The following is a 17641-nucleotide window of genomic DNA, read 5'->3' on the forward strand; positions in this document are numbered from 1 at the left end:
AGTGGGAAGCTGTCGCATCCCCGGCCTAGAATACCGGACTTGAGCTTAGCGGCTGTAGATAGATGCCAAGATTTGCCGTCTTGATGTAACGGCCGATCGTCTGCAGGTGATCGTGGCCTACCAGGACCAGATCGTCCGGCTGCAGCACCATGTCGTTCTGCGCGCGCGTTACAGTCTTAAGGCTGCTCAGCTTCAGAATATGGACTTCTGACATTTCAGAGTCTATCCTGCGGAACAGGACCACGCGTCCCATGGCGGCATCTTCCTTCGGACCTCCCGCGGCAAGCACCGCCTGCATGGCCGTAATCGGTCTGCGGAGATCCTGCCTTCCCGGGGTGATGACCTCTCCGGCGACGAAGATGTGGGGGCGCTCGAAATCTTTCAGGGTTACCGTGAACTCCGGATTCACCAGCTTCGAGGTCGACTCCGCAAGGATGAGTGCCCGCACCTCGGAAATAGTCAGGCCCTCGAGCTTCAGATCGCCCGCCGACCTGAACTGGCCATGACCGTCAGGCTGAACCGTAACCTCATCATTGAACTCGGGAGTAAATCGGAAGTTCACCACGAGCTGATCGCCGGAGTGAAGATGGTATGCCCCGGTTCCTGCAGGAGCCTCGGCGGTCCTCCTCGTCAGCCCTGTAGGCGCATCTCCCGCACCTCTGATCTGGGCATGTACAGGCAGAACCATGAGGGGCGTCGCCAGCACGATCACAGCGGCTGCCGGCAACAGATGTCTCGTCTTCAGACGAGTGCTCGGCATAGTGTTCACGGCATCAGCCTACCAAAGCTGAATCGCGGAAAGTACGGTCAAATCAGGCGATGTAGCCAGGTAGGTACCGGGTACCGGCGTCGAGTCAGCACATATCCCAGCACTGGCGCGCTGGCTTCTTCGAACATCGCGGCCATGCCATGGATGTTCTGCTTGCGGGAATATCCCGCGCCCACGACACCGACGTATCCATCCACCACACGGTCCAGTTCGCCGCTCAGGGTCGACTCGGCAAGGCTCGGGCAATCGAGCAACACATAGTCGAAGTCCAGCCGGAGTTGCGCCATCATCGGACGCAGCCTCCAGGAAAAGACCTCCTGCAGGCTGGTGCCGCGCGGGATATGGTTCTTACTGTCCGGGACTTCAATTGTCGTATCAAGCTCCCAGTAGCCCGCGCGCTTGTCCTTCTTCAGCGCAAAACCGGCATCTCCCTTTTCCGCGAACTGGCGCAGCAGTAAGGCGGCATCAATCACTACGACGCGGAAGGATGCCTGCCGTGCGGCCTCTTCGGCCAGGTGGTTCACGATATAGGTCACACCTTCGCCCTGCAGGGGAGATACAAATGCGATGCAGCGCCCATAAGACATCGGCTCCGCCGACCCGTTCTGCCCCGGCGGTGCATTTTCGGGCGTGGGACCGCCCAGTAGTCCCTTCGTCTGCGCGACGATCTCCTGTTCCCGATGGCGAAGCGCATTGCGGATGGCGAGCAGAATCCTGCGGTATGCGATGGCATTCGCCGAAGACGCGTTTGCCTGATCGTCTTCCGCGACCGTCGCCACAGTCCGCACTCCGGTCAGGCCGTCCAGTTGTGACGGAAGGTAGACCATTTCGGACGAGGTGTCGACGTAGATTGCCAGCAGGGTCGCCAGCATAAACCCGAAGACGAGGCCGGCTGCCATATACAACTTTGGCCGAGGTCGAATCTGGTTGGACTGGCTGATCGGAGGCTGCACGACCGAGACGTCGAACATGCGGGCCTTGTCCAGCTCCTCCGAAACCCGTGCTTCGTCTCTCTTCTGGGCGTAGACATCGAAATCCCGCTGAGCCTCAGCGACATCCCGCTTCAGGGCGTCATACTGCGAGGTGGCCACGTTCAGCTCCTCCAGCCTGTGCCGGGCGTCTTCGAGGTGTTCGTTGATCTTTGCCACCTCGGCTGCCCCGGCACTCATCTCTCCAGCGGATGCTGCCAGGGCTGCACTGAGCTGCTGATAGATGGGATTTACGTCGGTAGCCTCTTCCGTGGCGGGGGCAGAACGGGCGCCCGCTTCGGCCTTTTTGACCGTTTCAATCTTTTCCTTAGTCTCAATGACCTGACGGTCGGTCTCTGGATAACGTTTCTGCAGCTCGGTGAGGTGGTTCTGCAGGTCTACCAGTTCCGTACCCAGATGCTCCTGGGAGTACTGGTTGGTGATGGAGCGCTGGATCGTACTCGACCTCGTTGGGGTGAGGACGAGCTGCCGGCGGTTCGTCTCCGCCCTGCTTCGCTGTGCCGCAAGCTGGGTCTGGGCAAGCAGGGATTGGTTAATGAGGGAGGATATCCGCTCCGTCTGCAGCTTCTTCTCTTCGTCCAGGTCAGAGATGCCATGTTTTACCTGGAAGTCGGAAAGCAATTCCTGGTCTACCTGGAGCTGCCTCTGCTTGAAGCGCAACTGTTCGTCGAAAAAGGATGCAGCACCGGCAGACAGCCCCGACCCTGCCCGCTCCGTGAAATAGGCATCAATCAACCGGCGTAACTGATCCGCGGCCTGTTCGGGCGAGTCGCCTAGCAGTTTCAGCTCAATCAGGTTGGTCTGGTGAACAGCCTCGACGGTGAGCGCCTTCTCCAGCTTTTCCGCCTCGCGGCTCTTCTCGCGGCTTACGCTTCCGGCCGGCCCGGCCCCAAGCGCCCGCAGCGCTACGACCGAACTTTGCAGCAGCTCCACCTGCGTCGATATCTGTTCGGCGGAAACCGTGCCGGAGGTAACCAGGCGATCGGAGGCCGTGGTGGTCAACGGCGAGGACGAACGCACGTTCTGCACCATTAACTTGGCATCGGCCTGGTATTTTTTGGGGGTAAGGTAGGTTCCCACTGCTACCAGCAGCATAATGCCGGCGATCGTCAGCCAGAAGAGCCGTTCGTGCCGGAAGATAGCCTCCAGAACAATCTGGCGGATCTTCGGCTGCGAATAGTTCGGCGAAGGCTGCGGCGGCATTTCCTGCAAGAGTGTAACAATTCTTTGCTTGCGGATACTTAGGCTTTTATTCCAGTTGCTTCGGTATTTGAACTGGCTATACTGGCGTGGAGCATTTCCTGGGCCGGATTGCTACCACTCCAAGGTAACCGTCTGACCCGAAAGGTGCATGTACTCCCCCCGTCCTCTGCTGGTCTTCTATAGCTGCCCGGGGGGATCTGAACCCGGAACTGAGCAGTACAGAGGGTGACAGATGAAGGACGACATTCTTAAATCTGGTGTTGACGAAGCCGCCCGGGTCCCCGTAGCTCAATCCCCATCGGCCAGGGCGACAGCAGCATCGACCGTCCCTGCAGGAGACACCCTACTCATGCGCCGGTTCTCCAAGGGGGCAGTACGCATTGCTGATACCGTAAGCCTTTCTATCGCTCTGCTGGTTTCGTTATTCGGTTCTTCTCTGGCAGCCGGGCAATCTTTCAAGCAGATTCTGGCCCTGCGTGTCTCCATCCAGACTTTGATCGTAGGCACGGCCTTACTGGTAGTCTGGAGAGTCTTTTTCTGGGCGACCGGCATGTACCGGCCTCGCCAGAGCTCCTCTCAGCTCGGCTTTCTGCTGCGCGGCCCGGTCGCTGTCAGCCTGTCCTCACTGCCTGTCGCGCTGACGATGTTTCTCGGCAAGTACACCTTCAGCCAAATCTGGCACATCAGCCTTCTCTTCGCGGTTACCGGCCTGCTGCTGATGGGGCTGAATCGGGTGGTCTTGTTCACTTTCTACGACAGCGTTCAGCCGGCGCTGCGTAAGAAGCGGAATGTGGTTGTGGTTGGAACCGGTCCGCGTGCCTTCATGCTGACCCAGCAGTTGCTAGCCCATCCTTCGTTTGACTATCAGATCTGCGGCTTTGTGGACTCTGACCCGCAGCCTGACTGCAAAGGCCTCGCTCCGGTCCTGGGACCGCTGGATGACCTCGAGAACATTCTCATGCGCCGTCCCGTGGATGAAGTTCTCATCGCTCTGCCGCTCAAGAGCGCCTTTGCCGACGTACAACAGGCTGTTGCCATGTGCGGCCATGCCGGCGTAAAAGCCCTGTACTCCGTCGATCTCTTTCAATCGAAGATTGCCAAAAATCATACCGTCGATGAAGAGACCGGGGTTCGCGGCATGGAGATGGTGCATAGCGACCAACGCCTGATCCTGAAAGATATCTTTGACCGTACCGCGGCGCTGTTTGGCATCATCCTGCTGCTGCCGGTCTTCTTCGCCATCGCCGTGGCGATCAAGCTGACCAGCAAAGGGCCGGTTCTGTTTAGGCAGGAACGGTGGGGCAAGAACAAACGGACTTTCGGCATGATGAAGTTCCGTTCCATGGTGGTTGACGCCGAGGCCCGGATGGCTGCGCTCGAAAAGCACAATGAGTTCGGCGGGCCAATGTTCAAGATGAAGAACGACCCCCGCGTCACCAAGGTAGGTCAGTTCCTGCGCCGCACCTCGCTGGACGAGTTGCCGCAGCTGTTCAACGTGCTGCGTGGAGAGATGTCTCTCGTAGGCCCGCGGCCTCTTCCTAATCGCGACGTCGCGCTCTTCTCCGAACCATGGCTGATGCGCCGTTTCTCGGTCAAGCCCGGAATTACTGGCCTGTGGCAGGTCTCCGGCCGTTCAGAGACGGACTTCGATCAGACCATTCGTCTGGATCTCCACTACATCGATCACTGGAATCTCCCGATGGACCTCAAGATCCTGGCCAAGACAGTCAGCGTGGTCTTTCGCGGTAAGGGCGCCTACTAAACTCTTCTTTGAATGGAAGACTCCAGAATCTCTGGCGGCCTTGAGGGTGATCGGATTCGTTTGACACGCCCAGGATGTCTAAGCTGCTTCGATCTGATCGAGGACAGCATAGAGTCCCTTGACCAGCCGATCTTCCACGAAATCCGTCATGCCTTCGCGATTGCCGGCGGGATTGGACAGAACTCGTCGGTGAGTCCGGATGATGCTCCAGGCCAGTATGCCCGTTCGGCGATGTCCTGAGGGCTACACTATTAGCCTCTCGAAACGCTGGCAGCTACAAAACATCGTGCAGCTATGTGTTCCTGCATTGCGCGAAGAGGATAATTCGAATGTAGCGACAGGAAGGAGGTCTGCAATATGGAAGCAGAGCCCAGACGTCATGTTTTTCGTGAGCGCGCCTATGCGATGAAGAAACATGATGCAACCCGCCTCCATTACGACCTTAGGCTTGAGTGGAATGGTGTGCTTTTGAGCTGGGCTCTTCCGGTCGGACCTAGCTGTTACGCCGGAGTGTATCGAGAAGCCATCGAGATGGAAGATCACCGTCTGGCATATCTTCTGTTCGAAGGCGTTCATGAGACAGGGCCGATCATGCGCTGGGATTGCGGAACCTGGGAGCCGCACCCGGAATCCGATGATGCCGCGGGTAGTTTGAGCAGGGGCATACTTAGATTCACGTTGCGCGGAGAGAAACTCAAAGGTAGCTGGACGCTCACCAGAACAAACGCGAGAACCAGTACATCAAAGCCCATCTGGATGCTTTGTAAAGACCGTGACGCGTTCGCCGAAAGCCGCCCAGGCAAGTGCATCCTTGAGGAACAGCCGAACAGTATTACGAAGAAGACGATGGTGCAAATTGTTCAGGCATGGACGAGTCCCAGAGACAAGCACGAGCGACAAACGAAACTTTTCGATATGTAGCTGCTCCAAGCGAGTCTATGCGCATGATGATTTGGCCGATTCTGGCAAACCATCATGCGGGACCTACATATTACTCAGCAGGGACTTCCCACTACTCTGCTTGACCACATGCAGGTGCGCTTCGCCCACCAGCTCGCGAAGATGCGGCAGGTCGCCGTTATCCGTTAGCAGGTAGTACCGCTCGCCCGACTCCCATCTGCGGACGAACCCTGCGTCATCGATGAAGACCTGCGGTGCATTCGGTGCATACGACCCATATTCCAGGTTGGCGCTTCTGCCATTCAGGAGCAGCGCCTCGCGATTCGTGTAGAAGAAGACCGATGAGAAGGCGTAATACGCATCCGCCTCAATTAGCGTGCCCGGCGGGCTCTCCAGCAGTGCTGTCGCCAGTTGGTACGACCCCATATATGGATCGAATCGCACCAGAGCCAGCCGTGCCGCTTGAAAGAACACCACCATGCCTGCCACCATGACGGCAACCATCAGACCTACCCGTCGCCGTGCAATCGCGGCTCCCACGGCCACAATCGCAAATGCCGCAACCGCCAACGCCAGCGGCAGTTTCAAATAAGCGAACGCCCCCAGCGTTAGATCCAACATATGGCCCAGCGAAAGCGTGTACATCTCCGGATGCTGTGCCAACGCATCGGCAAGTTCACCCTTCGCCGGCAGCCTCGCCGCCATGAAAAGCACCGTTCCGAGCACAATTGCCAACGAGCCGAAGATCGCGACGGTAAACCAGCGCCCTGCGCGGACCCACCGGCCCTCTGCAATCGCCGCCCCTGCCAGCAACGCCAGCGCTGGGTAGATCGGCATGGAGTAGTACTCCTGCGTGGTCGAGAAGGTGAAGAACACCATCACCACGCCGATCCAGCACAGCAGCATTAGCCGCAGCCGTCCGGCGCGGGATCCACGGTTGTAACTCAGCTTCACTGCGCCTGGCAGAAATGCCGACCACGGAAATAGCCACGCCAGGTTGAGCACCCAGAACAGAGCTCGCGGCACGGTGTTGTAGTCTCGCGGATACCGCAGGTTCAGAAATCGCAGCAGATGTTCATTGAAGAAGTAGAACCAGAAGAACCCGTGATACTCACCGGGGCCGCTGTGCATGGAGAAGGCAAAGTATGGCGGATTCCAAAGCGTTGCCAGCACATGCCACGGCGCGGCAACTACCATCATCACAAGCAGTACCAGCCATGGCTGCAGCCTTTTCCATGTGGCGCCGGACCACAACTGCCGCGTCGCTGCCATATACAACAGGCCGGCGCCCAGTGGGAACACGATGGCAATCAGCCCCTTTAGCAGCAGGCCGCATCCCAGGGCGAACCCCATCAGTATCGCCCACGCGCGCGGGTTCGCTTCCTCAGGCTCCTGCAACCGCATCCAGGCCCATAGTGTCACCGCGATCGTCAGTGTCAGCACTGCATCCGGAATCTGGATCCGGGTGAACAGATATAACCCGACCGATGTGGCCAAAGCCACGCCTGAGAAGACGCCCGCCTGCTCGCCCATTGCCCAGCGACCGAACCGGTACGTCACCCAGCACAGCAGCACTACAGAAAGGGCCAGCGGAATGCGTGCGGCCCAGTCATGGACGCCGAATACCCGGAATGATCCTGCCATCATCCAGTAGATGAGCGGTGATTTCTCCAGGTATGCCACCCCATCCAGCCTGGCCGTTACCCAGTCGCCGGACTCCAGCATTGTGCGAGCAATCTGCGCCTGAACTGCGTCTACATCGTCCATCAGTCGCGGTGGACTGATTACGTTTCCACAGAACACGAGACAGGCTGCCAGGACGACGAGGAGTCCTCCACGACCGGCTCTTCCTCCACGGACGGAACCGGTACGTGTGCCGTCGGCAGTTCCACGTTCCACCGCTTCATCCAGATCGTTAGCGTCAGCAGACCCCAAAGGTGATACCCCCAATTCGCCTTCCGCTTCTGGTGCTGGTCCATCAGCGTTCGCACCATCGGCCAGTTGAATACGCCGGACTCACGCAGCCACGTCTCCGTCAGTGTCTCCTCCAGCAACGGTCGCAACACTCCGCGGAACCACGCGTGAATCGGAATATCGAGCCCCACTTTCGATCGCTGCAGGACCGATTGCGGCAGCGCGTCGTGCATCAGGACTCGAAGAATCCGTTTCGTCTCCAGCCCGTTCAGTTTCCACTTCATCGGGAGCCGGTTCGCAAACTGCACAATCCGGTCATCCAGGAAAGGCGGTCGTACCTCCACCGAATGCGCCATGCTCATCCGGTCCACCTTGTACAACAGCGCGTCCTGCAATGAGTATCGCTGATCGAAATCCAGGAACCGCTCCATCGCGTTTCCGCCCTGCATGGTGCCCAGCAGATCCGTCATCGGTCCCTTACGCGCATACCGGAAGACCTGTTGCTTCTCAAGCTCCGTGAACGTGCCGTTCCAGAATACGTGTGCGGCTTCCGCCGAAAGCAGAGATCCCTCCAGGAAGCGCTTCAGCTTGTAGTCCAGGCCGATCTTTCGGTCGCTCGCGGGCATGCGCTGCGCTGCCGTCAGCGCTCCCTTCAATAAGGGCTTCGGCAGCCACGCAACAGCGTTCCGCAGCCGGTTCGCCTTATACGTCAGATATCCGCCGAAGAGCTCGTCCGAGCCCTCGCCGCTTAGGGCGACCGTAACCTGCTGCCGGCTCATCTTGGCCAGATACCAGACCGGAATGGCGCCGGCATCCGCGCTTGGCTCGTCCGAGTAGTAGCTTAGCTCTGCAATCGTCTCTGCCAGGTCAGCGTCTTCATTCAGGTCGAACTCGGTATGGTTCGTTCCATAATGCTCTGCCATGGCCCGCACATAATTGCTTTCATCGAACTCCCGCCCGCGGAAGGTCACCGAAAACGTCCGCAAAGGCTCGGAACTTATCTGGGCCGCATAGTGCGTGATGGTCGAGGAGTCCAGACCACCGCTTAGCCATATCCCCGACGGCACCTCGCTGTGCAACTGCTCCCGTACAGCGCTCTTTAGCAGGCCATCCAACTCCTCACAAGCCTCGCCCAGGTCTTCCGGCGCCGGTTTCTGCCGTTCAACCGGAAGATACGACCGCAGCTCTATCCCGCTTTCGCACCATTCAAGCGCATGCCCCGCAGGCAATTTCTTAATGCCTTCAATCAGGGTGAACGGCCCGGGGACGTAGTTCAACGACAGATAGCAGTTCAACCCATGCAGATCCAGGCGCCGTGGTACTTCCGGGTGCGCAAAAATCGCCTTCAGCTCCGACCCGAAGAAGATCTCTCCATCCTGGCACCGATAGTACAGCGGCTTTATTCCAACCCGGTCCCGCGCCAGCGTCAGTCTGCGTTCGCGCTCATTCCAGATTCCGACAGCGAACATTCCGCGGAATCGCGCGAAACTCTCCAGCCCCCACTCCAGGAACGCATTCAGCACTACCTCGGTATCGCAATGTGTGCGGAAAGTCCACCCTCTACGTTCCAGGTCTTCGCGAATCTCCCCGTGGTTGTATACCTCGCCGTTGAAGACGATCGTGCACTGGTGTTCGGCATTGTGCATCGGCTGGTTGCCGTGCTCTACATCCACAATGCGCAGCCGTGTCGCTCCCACGGATGCGTGCCTCGTCACAAACCCCTGCTGGCTGTCCGGTCCGCGATGTGTCAGGCTTCTTAGGCCCCGCGCGAGCACACCTTCTGGCAGTGGCCTGCGAACATGAGAGTATCCAACGATTCCACACATCAGTAGGCCGGCCCCTGCGACTCCAGTCCGCCATGCACAACAGTTCGGCCAACTCCTTCATCAAAAAGAAGTAAGGTCACTCATCGCACAGACCCACTACTGGACCGCGTGTAAAGTTGTCTGTCATTATGCCTGACTGTCCTAACTTTTTGCTCGGGAAAAAGTTTTCAACCGAAACTTTTCTGGGAAAAGGACGTCTAAAGCCTGTCATCTCTACTGATGAAGGGGCCGGGGAGCGCCGGCAGCGCTGCAATGCAGATGCAGCGGCGGTCTTCGGCGGTTCTGCATCTTGGACGAGCGGCCAGAACCGGTCTCTTAAAGTATTCCAGTGAAAGCGTGGATTCTTCCCGAACCTATCGAAAGATAGTCAACTGGATTACCAGAATAGGAAGGGAAGCACGGAGCCTGGGCTTAGGGCATTTTCCTGTAAGTGTAGTGGAGGGCTTGTGCATCTATGGGCGTTTTCCTCAATGAAAACGCCCCCTGCACGCCCCTTCCGGAATACCCAGCAACAGGAAAAATGCTCCAGACAGACCCCCGGCCGCATTTTAGCGACTTCGCGAGATCCATCTTCTGTTCTTCAGCTAAGCTTTTGAGGCGTATCAACTCCGCCAGATTTTGTGCCAGGAAGAAGATTCATCATGCTGAAGTTCAGAGTTCCTGTTTTCGCCGGGATGCTGCTTGCCGCCTCCATGGGAAATGCCACCGCGCAGACAAACGACCTTAAGTTTTTGAATGACAATCGTTCCATGCTGGATGCCCATAACTGCTATCCCTACGAGGGCCAATGGCAGGACCGCGTCAGCCGCGCCCTGAACTCGGGTTTCCCGGTATCCATCGAGCAGGACCTGGCCTGGTATTCCGACCCGGCGACGGGCAAAGGACGCGTCGTTGTTTCGCACACTCCGAAGACAACCGGAACGGAACCGACGCTCAAGGCTTATTTCTTCGAACAGGTGAAGCCGGTTGTCGAGAAGATCCTCAAAGAAAACAAGCAGAACGAATGGCCGCTCATTGTGTTGCACTTCGATTTCAAGGACAATCAGCCGGCGTTGCATGAAGCCGTGTGGAATCTGCTCGGTGAGTACGAGCCTTGGCTGTCGACGGCGGTAAAGACCCCGGATCCGCATCAGCTTTCGCCCATTCAGAAGAAGCCGATTCTCGTCATTACGGAAGACAACGACGCGCAGGAGAACGCCTTCTTCGATCGCGTGCCGGTGGGTGCAAAACTGCGGATCTTCGGTTCGGCACATAGCGCTTCCCATCCTGAGAATCTTTCCCGTGCGGAGCTAGCCCATTGGGAAGCGACCACTTCACCCGCGAATCTACTGACTGAGACTCCGACGAACTATCGCCGCTGGTGGAATAACTCCTGGGCTGTGGTCGAAGAGGGAGGGCAGGCGAACGCCGGTGAGTGGACTGCGCAGGATGACAAGCGGCTGCGCGAGATCGTCGACCATGCTCATCGCATGGGATTCTGGATCCGCTTCTACACGCTCGATGGCTTTGATCAGCAGAAGAACCAGGGATGGGGCGCCAGTTATAATTTCGGATCTCGCGAAGCAGTTCTTCCACGCTGGAAGGCCGCCATCAGTGCAGGCGTGAACTTCGTTGCGACCGATCAGTATGAAGACTTCGCCACAATGGTTCCGCAGATAGAGAAGTCATTGCGGCCGGGAGCCATCCACTAAACCTCCAAGTCGGATGGCTTGCCTTCGTGTTTTCATTTTGAGAGGGCACTTCACGACGCGACTCGCCAGAAGGAAGATCCGCTGCGACTCGCGTTTCAGTTCAGCCAGCTGCGACTACCGGTGGCCCCTGGTCGTCATAGCATCTGCGTATGCGGCTCAGCGTTTGCTGCAACTACCTCAAAAATCGAGCCAAAAATCTGGCAAGCAGCAGTTTAGAGTTGGATTTATAGTCCAGCTATGCGTCCGTCAGAGAAAACCATCCTTCTTGTCAGTGTAGCAACCCTCTATGGAGGCGCCGAGGCGTATTATGTGAAGCTGGCAAAAATTCTGCAGCTTCAATTCAAGGTAGTTGCAGTTGTCTGCTGCGAGCGTTTACGGGACGAACTGGTTGGCCACGGCATCGACACCGTCTTGGCCGAGATTGGTACACGCTGGATAGGACCGCGCCGTTATTTGACAGCCTTTGCAGCATGTCGAAAGATGAAGGCGCACTATGCCCCCCGAGTGGCGCATTTGAATGGCCAGCCAGAGTCGTATCTGGCTTTGTTTCTGCGCCTGCTAGGTATGCGCTTGTTGACCACCCGGCACACTCCGTTCACCGATCTATATCTGCGCGAAGGTTCGCGGTTGCCAGTGTTTTTCAAGCGATTCATGGTATTGTTTTCGCTGCGTCTCTGCCACGCTACGGTATGTGTATCCAAATTGCTACAGGAGCAGCTTGGCCAGTATCTTGCATCCAGCAAGCTGGTATATCTGCCTACATGGGTGAGCGATAAATTTCTTGAACGTGGCATAAGGCCTATGCCTTCCGATCCACTGAAAGTGTTGTTTGTGGGTCGAGTTGTACGCAACAAAGGGATCTTTACCGCTATTGAAACTGCACGCCGTTGCCCCTGGCTCCAGTTAACTGTAGTGGGCGATGGCGACGACTTGCCAGTGGCGCGAGAAAAAGCTCGGGGACTCAACGTATTCTTTGCAGGATTTCAACGCGACTGTCGGCCGATGTATCGTGCTGCCGATCTATTTTTGTTTCCGTCGCCAGAAGGATTTGAAGGTCTGCCGCAGGTGTTGCTGGAGGCTATGGCCCAGGAGCTTCCATGTCTGGCTGCCGACATACATTCTGTTCTTGAAATTGCCGGCCCGGACGGCGTCGTTGCTACGTACAAGCAGGGTGATGGCGATGCGCTGGTAGCCCAACTGGAGAAGTTCCGCCGCGATCCTCAGAGATTGTTAGAGCTAGGGCAAGCTGGTAGGCTTGAGGTTGAGCGGCATTATACGGTTGCGTCTGTTGCCAGCGGTTATCTGCAGATATTTAACCTGGCATTCCTATAAATCGTGTATTTCGCAACCTCTGCATCCACGGGCATTCTCCTTCTGGTTGTCGAGAGGTTCATCAATTGGCAAGGTGTAATCCCTGCTCATTGAGTTCATCTGCTAGAACTGGAGTTTCTCGTTTGACCGTTGCTGATCCCCATGTTCACTTGGCGCGCAAAGCTGCTCGTGGTGCCATCGCATTAGGCATTCGCCAGTTGCTGGCACACGGGAGCAATGTGTTGGGAGGCGTGTTACTAGCCCGCCTGCTGACACCGGGACAGTTTGGCTTCTTCGCGCTAGTCACGCTCTTCCTTACGTTTTTGAATATTTTTGGCGGCACTGGCTTCGCGGGGAATCTGATCCGCGTACCAGAAGAGCCGGGACTGCGCACCTATCGGGTGATCTTCACAGGGCAGCAAATTCTAGTCGGTTCGCTCTGTACCGCGATTGCGTTTGCGGCGCCTTGGATTGCCTCTCTTTATCATCTGGCCGATCACGGGACTACCTTTTTCCGGTTAACTGCGCTCTCGCTGTTTTTCACCTCGCTGATGGTGATACCGCAGGTACGAATGGAGCGGGAGCTCGAGTTCGATAAACTGGCGCTTATTGAAGTGTCGCAGGCGGTTAGCTTTAATCTCACTACTGTTCTGCTGGCATGGAAGGGATTCGGAATTCTCTCTTTCGCCGTTGGCATGATCGTCCGATCCTGTCTCGGGGCCATTCTGGCAAATCTGATCTCGCCTTGGAAGACCGGATTCCAATGGGATTGGCCCTTGTTACGTGCCAACGTGCACTATGGTGTTGCACTGCAGACAGGCCAGGTTTTGGCCATGGCCAAAGACAGCATCACGCCTCTGTTTGTAGGGCTGTACTTGGGAAGCACACAGATGGGGTATGCCACCTGGGCTATGACATTTGCCAGCTTTCCCATCATGATTCTAATGCCTCTGCAGCGGCTGTATCTGCCCTTCTACGCGCGGTTGCAGCATGCCCCAGAGGCACTTGCACATTACCTGAGACACACATTCCTGCTAGTGAACGGCATCGCCGCACCGTTATCGGTGATCTGTGTGGCACTGGCACATCCCATCACGCGGTTGGTTTTTGGCGAGAAGTGGGTTGTGGCGATTCCACTGTTCTTCTGCTTCTCGTTTGCCAATCTATTCGGTCCCAGCGTTACGCCGATCCTTGGCCTTTTCAATGCCCTTGGAAAATCGCATACCACCATGCAAGTCATTCTGGCTGTGATGATAATGACCTGGATATTCGGTGTGCCGCTGATGATTCATTTTGGGCTGATGGGATTCGGCTTCACGATTGTTTGCACACAGTTTGTGAATATATGGCTCTACTGGTTTGTGAAGAAGCTGGTCCCCGTCCGACCATTCGCTTCATACTGGCCTGCATGGCCCTTGAGCTTCGCTATCGGGCTGGGTTTGTTTGCGATTGAGTCGCAATTTCCAGCACGCAACCTCGTCGTTCTACTTTCCTATGGAGCAGTGGGACTTATTTGTTACCTAGGCATCTTCGCAACATTCTTTCAAAATCGTGTACGGGTTGCTCTGCAGTTGCTCAGGAAGAATGCCTGAAGAGGTTTCTTTGCTGAGGGTTCGAGTTTTCAGGTCTAAAAAGAGGACGTATTCTCCATGCCGCAAGAATTGATTTCAAATCCATCTCAGCCAGGTTCGAGTACAACGTCTAAGCCTCGCGTCTCAGTCATCATCGTCACCTACCGTTCGACACACGAATTACCAGCCTGCATTGATAGCCTGATGTTGCAGAATGTGCCACTGGAAATCTTTTTGGTCGATAACGCATCTCCGGATGCTACGCCGCAGATGGTGTTGGATTACGCAGCGCGGAACAGCAATATCCACGCCATATTGAACAACGAAAACATCGGTCTGGCGGCGGCCAACAACTGCCCTCTCGGTCAGTGCCGCGGTGAGTACATTCTGATCCTCAATCCAGATACGGTGTTGCCGGAGAATTGCCTTGCACAGCTGGAGAATTATCTGAATGCGCATACCGATGTTGGCATTGTTGGCCCCAAGAATCTCTATGAGGATGGGTCGCCACTGCTCAGCTATAATCGAGCCTGGGGTTTCTGGCAGATTATTGTCTGGCGCATACTGCCCAATCGCATTCCGCGCGTGCTTTGGGATCGCTATTCGAGCTATAAGAATCAGGATGTACTGGTGGTCTCTGGCTCTTGTCTGCTGATCCGTACAGCGATCTTCGAGCAGATTCGCGGATACGATCCTGAGTATTTCCTCACCTATGATGACGTGGTAGATTTATGCATCCGCACCCGCAATGCGGGCCATCGGGTAGTGTTTCTGGGTGACGTAGAAATGTATCATCTTCTCGGCCGAAGCGGCGCGCAGGTTCCCTTCATCGGCGTTTGGGAAGGAAATCGCTGCACGGTATATCACTTCCTGAAGCATAAGGGCCTGATCTCTGCGCTTCTGATCGCTGGAATACTGATTCTTGCCTGTTCCTTTCGCATGGCGATAGCCGGGCTGTTGTATCCGTTCAGCAAACGCTACCGGAATGTTTTCCGTGTATACGCCAAAGTCGTTTGGTATATGTTCGTGAAAACTCCTCTATTGGCAAGGAACCGCTATTTCAAGACGCTTTCCTCGAGCACTTAAATGATGCACTCATGTGCAGCAGATGCAATGCGTCAAAAGGATTTGATGGAGCAACGTTGATGGAAACTGAGCAAACAGCATCGCACACAAGTGTGCAGAGCGATGGGATTGATCTGACGGACATTCTGTGCTTCCTGTTTGAATTCCGGCGTCAGATTGTGGTAGGTACCTGCATCGCCTTTGTGGCGGGTGTCATTACAGCATTCTTTATACTCAAACCGGTTTTTACTGCAACCACCATAATCTTGCCGCCGCAGCAGGATCACACAGCCAATAATCTGTTGGTTGGTCAGTTAGGAGCACTGGGAGGCTTGGGCGGCGCCACTTCGGCCTTTGGCTTGAAGAATCCTGCTGACATGTACGTGGGCATCCTCGGCAGCCGTGAAATCGCGGATCATATAGTCAGCCGCTTCCATTTAATGGACGTCTATCGCAAGAAAATGCGGCTGGATGCACGCAAAATGCTGCGCAGTAACTCAGATTTCGAAGCTGCAAAGGATGGCCTGATCTACATCAACGTAAAGGACCACGATCCACAGCGTGCAGCTGCATTGGCCAATGCCTATGTCGACGAACTGCATGATGCCAACACACGCCTGGCTATTTCGCAGGCTTCCCAGCGCAGGCTGTTTTACGATAACAGGCTGGCAGAGGAGAAAAAGGCGCTTGTCGCAGCCGAAGATGATCTGAAGCAGACTCAGGAGCGCACCGGTCTGGTCCAGTTAAGCGGCCAGGCTGAGATGACAATTCGCAATATCGCAAGTATTCAGGCGCAGATTGCAGCACGCGAAGTTGAACTGAGCCGAGTTCGGACGTATGCCACTGACGAGAATCCCGAGGCAGAGCGACTGCGGGAAGAGATTGCAACTGAGCGAGCACAGCTGGCAAGGCTCCAGGATTCTGAACCGTCTCCTACTCCAGGCAACACGCAGGTTCCGGCAGCTAAGGTTCCCGCAATCGGCCTGGACTATTTGCGCAAGCTGCGTGAGGAACGCACCCACGAGGAGCTGTACGTATTAATGACAAAGCAACGCGAGATGGCTAGTCTGGAAGAGGCTAAAAGCGCGCCTGTCATTCAGGTAGTGGATCACGCTGAGGTGCCCGAACGTAAGTCAGGTCCCGTGCGCACTCTGATTGTGCTTTCATGTACGATCGCCGGTTTCGTGCTTACCTGCTGTGGTGTGATTGCGCGCAACCTTCTTCGCAAAGCGATTGGAAACGACTTACGGAGCCGTCTTGCAGCGATCCGCTTGAAGAATACTCAAAAACTTCAGACTTCGTAAGAATCTGGCTTCGGGAAGGAACTCGGGTTGCCATCAGCAAGCACAATTGATAACAGCATCGTTCTGGCATCACTGCTTATCTTTGTCTTTGCCTATCTCCTGATTGTGCGCAGGGACGGAAGCTGGGTGAACTGGGCGACTCCGTTCTTCATAATTCAGCTTGGCCAGCGGTATGTCCTTCCTCCGGTTTATACGTTGCTTGTGCATATGCCCAACGGAAGCGAGTTTGCCTACTGGTACTGCTACGCAACCTACGCGCTTTCGTTTCTTTCTGCTGCTCTAGCTTATTCTTTCCTTAAACCACTGCGACTGCGTACTGTGGGTGTTGAAATTGCCGATAGTCGATTGTTGATTACATCCTGGGCATTGTTCGGGATCGGCGTGCTGTTTTATCTTCCTGTTCTGGTCGAGTTCCGGGCCTATCTGAATGACCCACGCCGCATCTACGAGATGACACGCAGCGGCTATGGAGTTTACTTTCTCTCCTCAACACTATTTGCTACTCTCGGCTTCATCACTTATATGTTCTGCCGGCAGAAGGGCATAGTGAATTCGTTTGTTTTTTATGCCTCAATCGCGGTGTTCACGTACTGGCACGGCAGCAAGGGGCAACTGATCAATTATCTTCTGATCTGGCTTCTGTATCGCGTTTACGTGCTGCGTCGGCAAATCCGCGCGGTGTCGGCGATGGCGATTGCTGGGATAATTGTTGTAGTTTTAACGACAATGTTCGCGTTGTTTTCTAACGTCGCGGACCTTGCAGAGCTGGCTAACCAACTCTCCGGCTATGCCGATACGGTACGCAACTCGATGACGGTGATCGACGATCCACGCCAAGACTACTACTATGGCATGCTGACGTTCGAAAACGAAGTATATGCGCGCATTCCTCGCTTTCTGATGCCTAACAAGCCTAAGGACTACGGGCCTTTTCGCATTGCCAAGAAGTATGATCCAGCAGCTCATCGCTCAGATGTCGGCGATCCAAACTACGACATCGGTGTAACCTATGCCGATTTTGGTCCGTTCACCATCGCATTGCTGTGTATCGTATGGGCGCTCACTGGATGGGTAATCGTATCCCTGGCGGAGGACCAGAAACGGACACCATCAATCGGAAGATTTCTTCTCCTATTGTTCTTTTCCGGAGTGAATATCATTCCAATATCAGGACTGTTTTTATTTCCTGAGACCTTATTACTGGGCCTGCTTTTGACAGCTATTCTCCGGCCTGCCAGCGTTACAATCCGACCGAATGCCATAGCCACACTGAAAGGCAAGTAGCTTCAGCGATGATCGCATCGAACTGTTCACCGAAAGCTGCGTCTTTTTTGCA

General features: G+C 55.8%; 13 protein-coding genes. 9 read left to right on the forward strand and 4 right to left on the reverse strand.

Annotated elements, in window-relative coordinates:
• Window positions 1–25: 25 nt before the first annotated feature.
• Together FTW19_RS10425 and FTW19_RS10430 are read right to left on the reverse strand one after the other, a co-directional pair.
• Window positions 26–760 carry a polysaccharide biosynthesis/export family protein gene (locus FTW19_RS10425; RefSeq protein ID WP_147647569.1) on the reverse strand — a complete coding sequence of 245 codons (735 nt, stop codon included), beginning with the start codon at window positions 758–760 and terminating at the stop codon, window positions 26–28.
• 47 nt (window positions 761–807) lie between these two features.
• The gene (locus FTW19_RS10430; protein WP_147647570.1) at window positions 808–2961 is read right to left on the reverse strand and encodes an exopolysaccharide transport family protein; all 2154 of its coding nucleotides are present in this window, start codon (window positions 2959–2961) and stop codon (window positions 808–810) included.
• 349 nt (window positions 2962–3310) lie between these two features.
• On the opposite strand from FTW19_RS10430, the gene FTW19_RS10435 reads away from it, so the two are divergent.
• The 3 genes from FTW19_RS10435 (at window position 3311) to FTW19_RS10445 (ending at window position 5644) form a co-directional block, all read left to right on the forward strand.
• The gene (locus tag FTW19_RS10435; RefSeq protein ID WP_187143409.1) at window positions 3311–4723 is read left to right on the forward strand and encodes a sugar transferase; all 1413 of its coding nucleotides are present in this window, start codon (window positions 3311–3313) and stop codon (window positions 4721–4723) included.
• 60 nt (window positions 4724–4783) lie between these two features.
• Complete coding sequence (locus FTW19_RS10440) at window positions 4784–4963, forward strand: hypothetical protein (RefSeq protein ID WP_147647572.1); 180 nt, start codon at window positions 4784–4786, stop codon at window positions 4961–4963.
• 117 nt (window positions 4964–5080) lie between these two features.
• Window positions 5081–5644 (forward strand): DNA polymerase ligase N-terminal domain-containing protein, encoded by a 564-nt coding sequence (locus FTW19_RS10445; protein WP_147647573.1) that lies wholly within the window; start codon window positions 5081–5083, stop codon window positions 5642–5644.
• Window positions 5645–5707: 63 nt separating this feature from the next.
• On the opposite strand, the gene FTW19_RS10450 is transcribed toward FTW19_RS10445, so the two are convergent.
• Both FTW19_RS10450 and asnB read right to left on the reverse strand, forming a co-directional pair.
• On the reverse strand, window positions 5708–7522 hold the full coding sequence (locus tag FTW19_RS10450; RefSeq protein ID WP_246153666.1) for an ArnT family glycosyltransferase: 1815 nt from the start codon (window positions 7520–7522) through the stop codon (window positions 5708–5710).
• Window positions 7408–9363 carry an asparagine synthase (glutamine-hydrolyzing) gene (gene asnB / locus FTW19_RS10455; RefSeq protein ID WP_147647574.1) on the reverse strand — a complete coding sequence of 652 codons (1956 nt, stop codon included), beginning with the start codon at window positions 9361–9363 and terminating at the stop codon, window positions 7408–7410. The genes FTW19_RS10450 and asnB overlap by 115 nt, the downstream gene beginning before the upstream one ends.
• Window positions 9364–10004: 641 nt before the next feature.
• Between asnB and FTW19_RS10460 the strand changes: the two genes are divergently transcribed.
• The 6 genes from FTW19_RS10460 to FTW19_RS10485 all read left to right on the forward strand — a co-directional run bounded on the left by FTW19_RS10460 (window position 10005) and on the right by FTW19_RS10485 (window position 17589).
• Window positions 10005–11054, forward strand: a complete 1050-nt coding sequence (locus FTW19_RS10460) for a hypothetical protein (protein ID WP_147647575.1) — start codon at window positions 10005–10007, stop codon at window positions 11052–11054.
• A 237-nt stretch (window positions 11055–11291) separates the two neighbouring features.
• Window positions 11292–12386 (forward strand): glycosyltransferase family 4 protein, encoded by a 1095-nt coding sequence (locus FTW19_RS10465; RefSeq protein WP_147647576.1) that lies wholly within the window; start codon window positions 11292–11294, stop codon window positions 12384–12386.
• Window positions 12387–12508: 122 nt separating this feature from the next.
• Window positions 12509–13957, forward strand: coding sequence for an oligosaccharide flippase family protein (locus tag FTW19_RS10470; protein ID WP_147647577.1), 1449 nt, complete (start codon window positions 12509–12511; stop codon window positions 13955–13957).
• Window positions 13958–14014: 57 nt separating this feature from the next.
• Window positions 14015–15022 (forward strand): glycosyltransferase family 2 protein, encoded by a 1008-nt coding sequence (locus tag FTW19_RS10475; RefSeq protein ID WP_147647578.1) that lies wholly within the window; start codon window positions 14015–14017, stop codon window positions 15020–15022.
• 59 nt (window positions 15023–15081) lie between these two features.
• Window positions 15082–16305, forward strand: coding sequence for a GumC family protein (locus FTW19_RS10480; RefSeq protein ID WP_187143410.1), 1224 nt, complete (start codon window positions 15082–15084; stop codon window positions 16303–16305).
• Between the two features lie 27 nt (window positions 16306–16332).
• The gene (locus FTW19_RS10485; protein ID WP_147647580.1) at window positions 16333–17589 is read left to right on the forward strand and encodes a hypothetical protein; all 1257 of its coding nucleotides are present in this window, start codon (window positions 16333–16335) and stop codon (window positions 17587–17589) included.
• Window positions 17590–17641 lie beyond the last annotated feature (52 nt).

Source organism: Terriglobus albidus, from assembly GCF_008000815.1.
Lineage (GTDB): Bacteria > Acidobacteriota > Terriglobia > Terriglobales > Acidobacteriaceae > Terriglobus > Terriglobus albidus_A.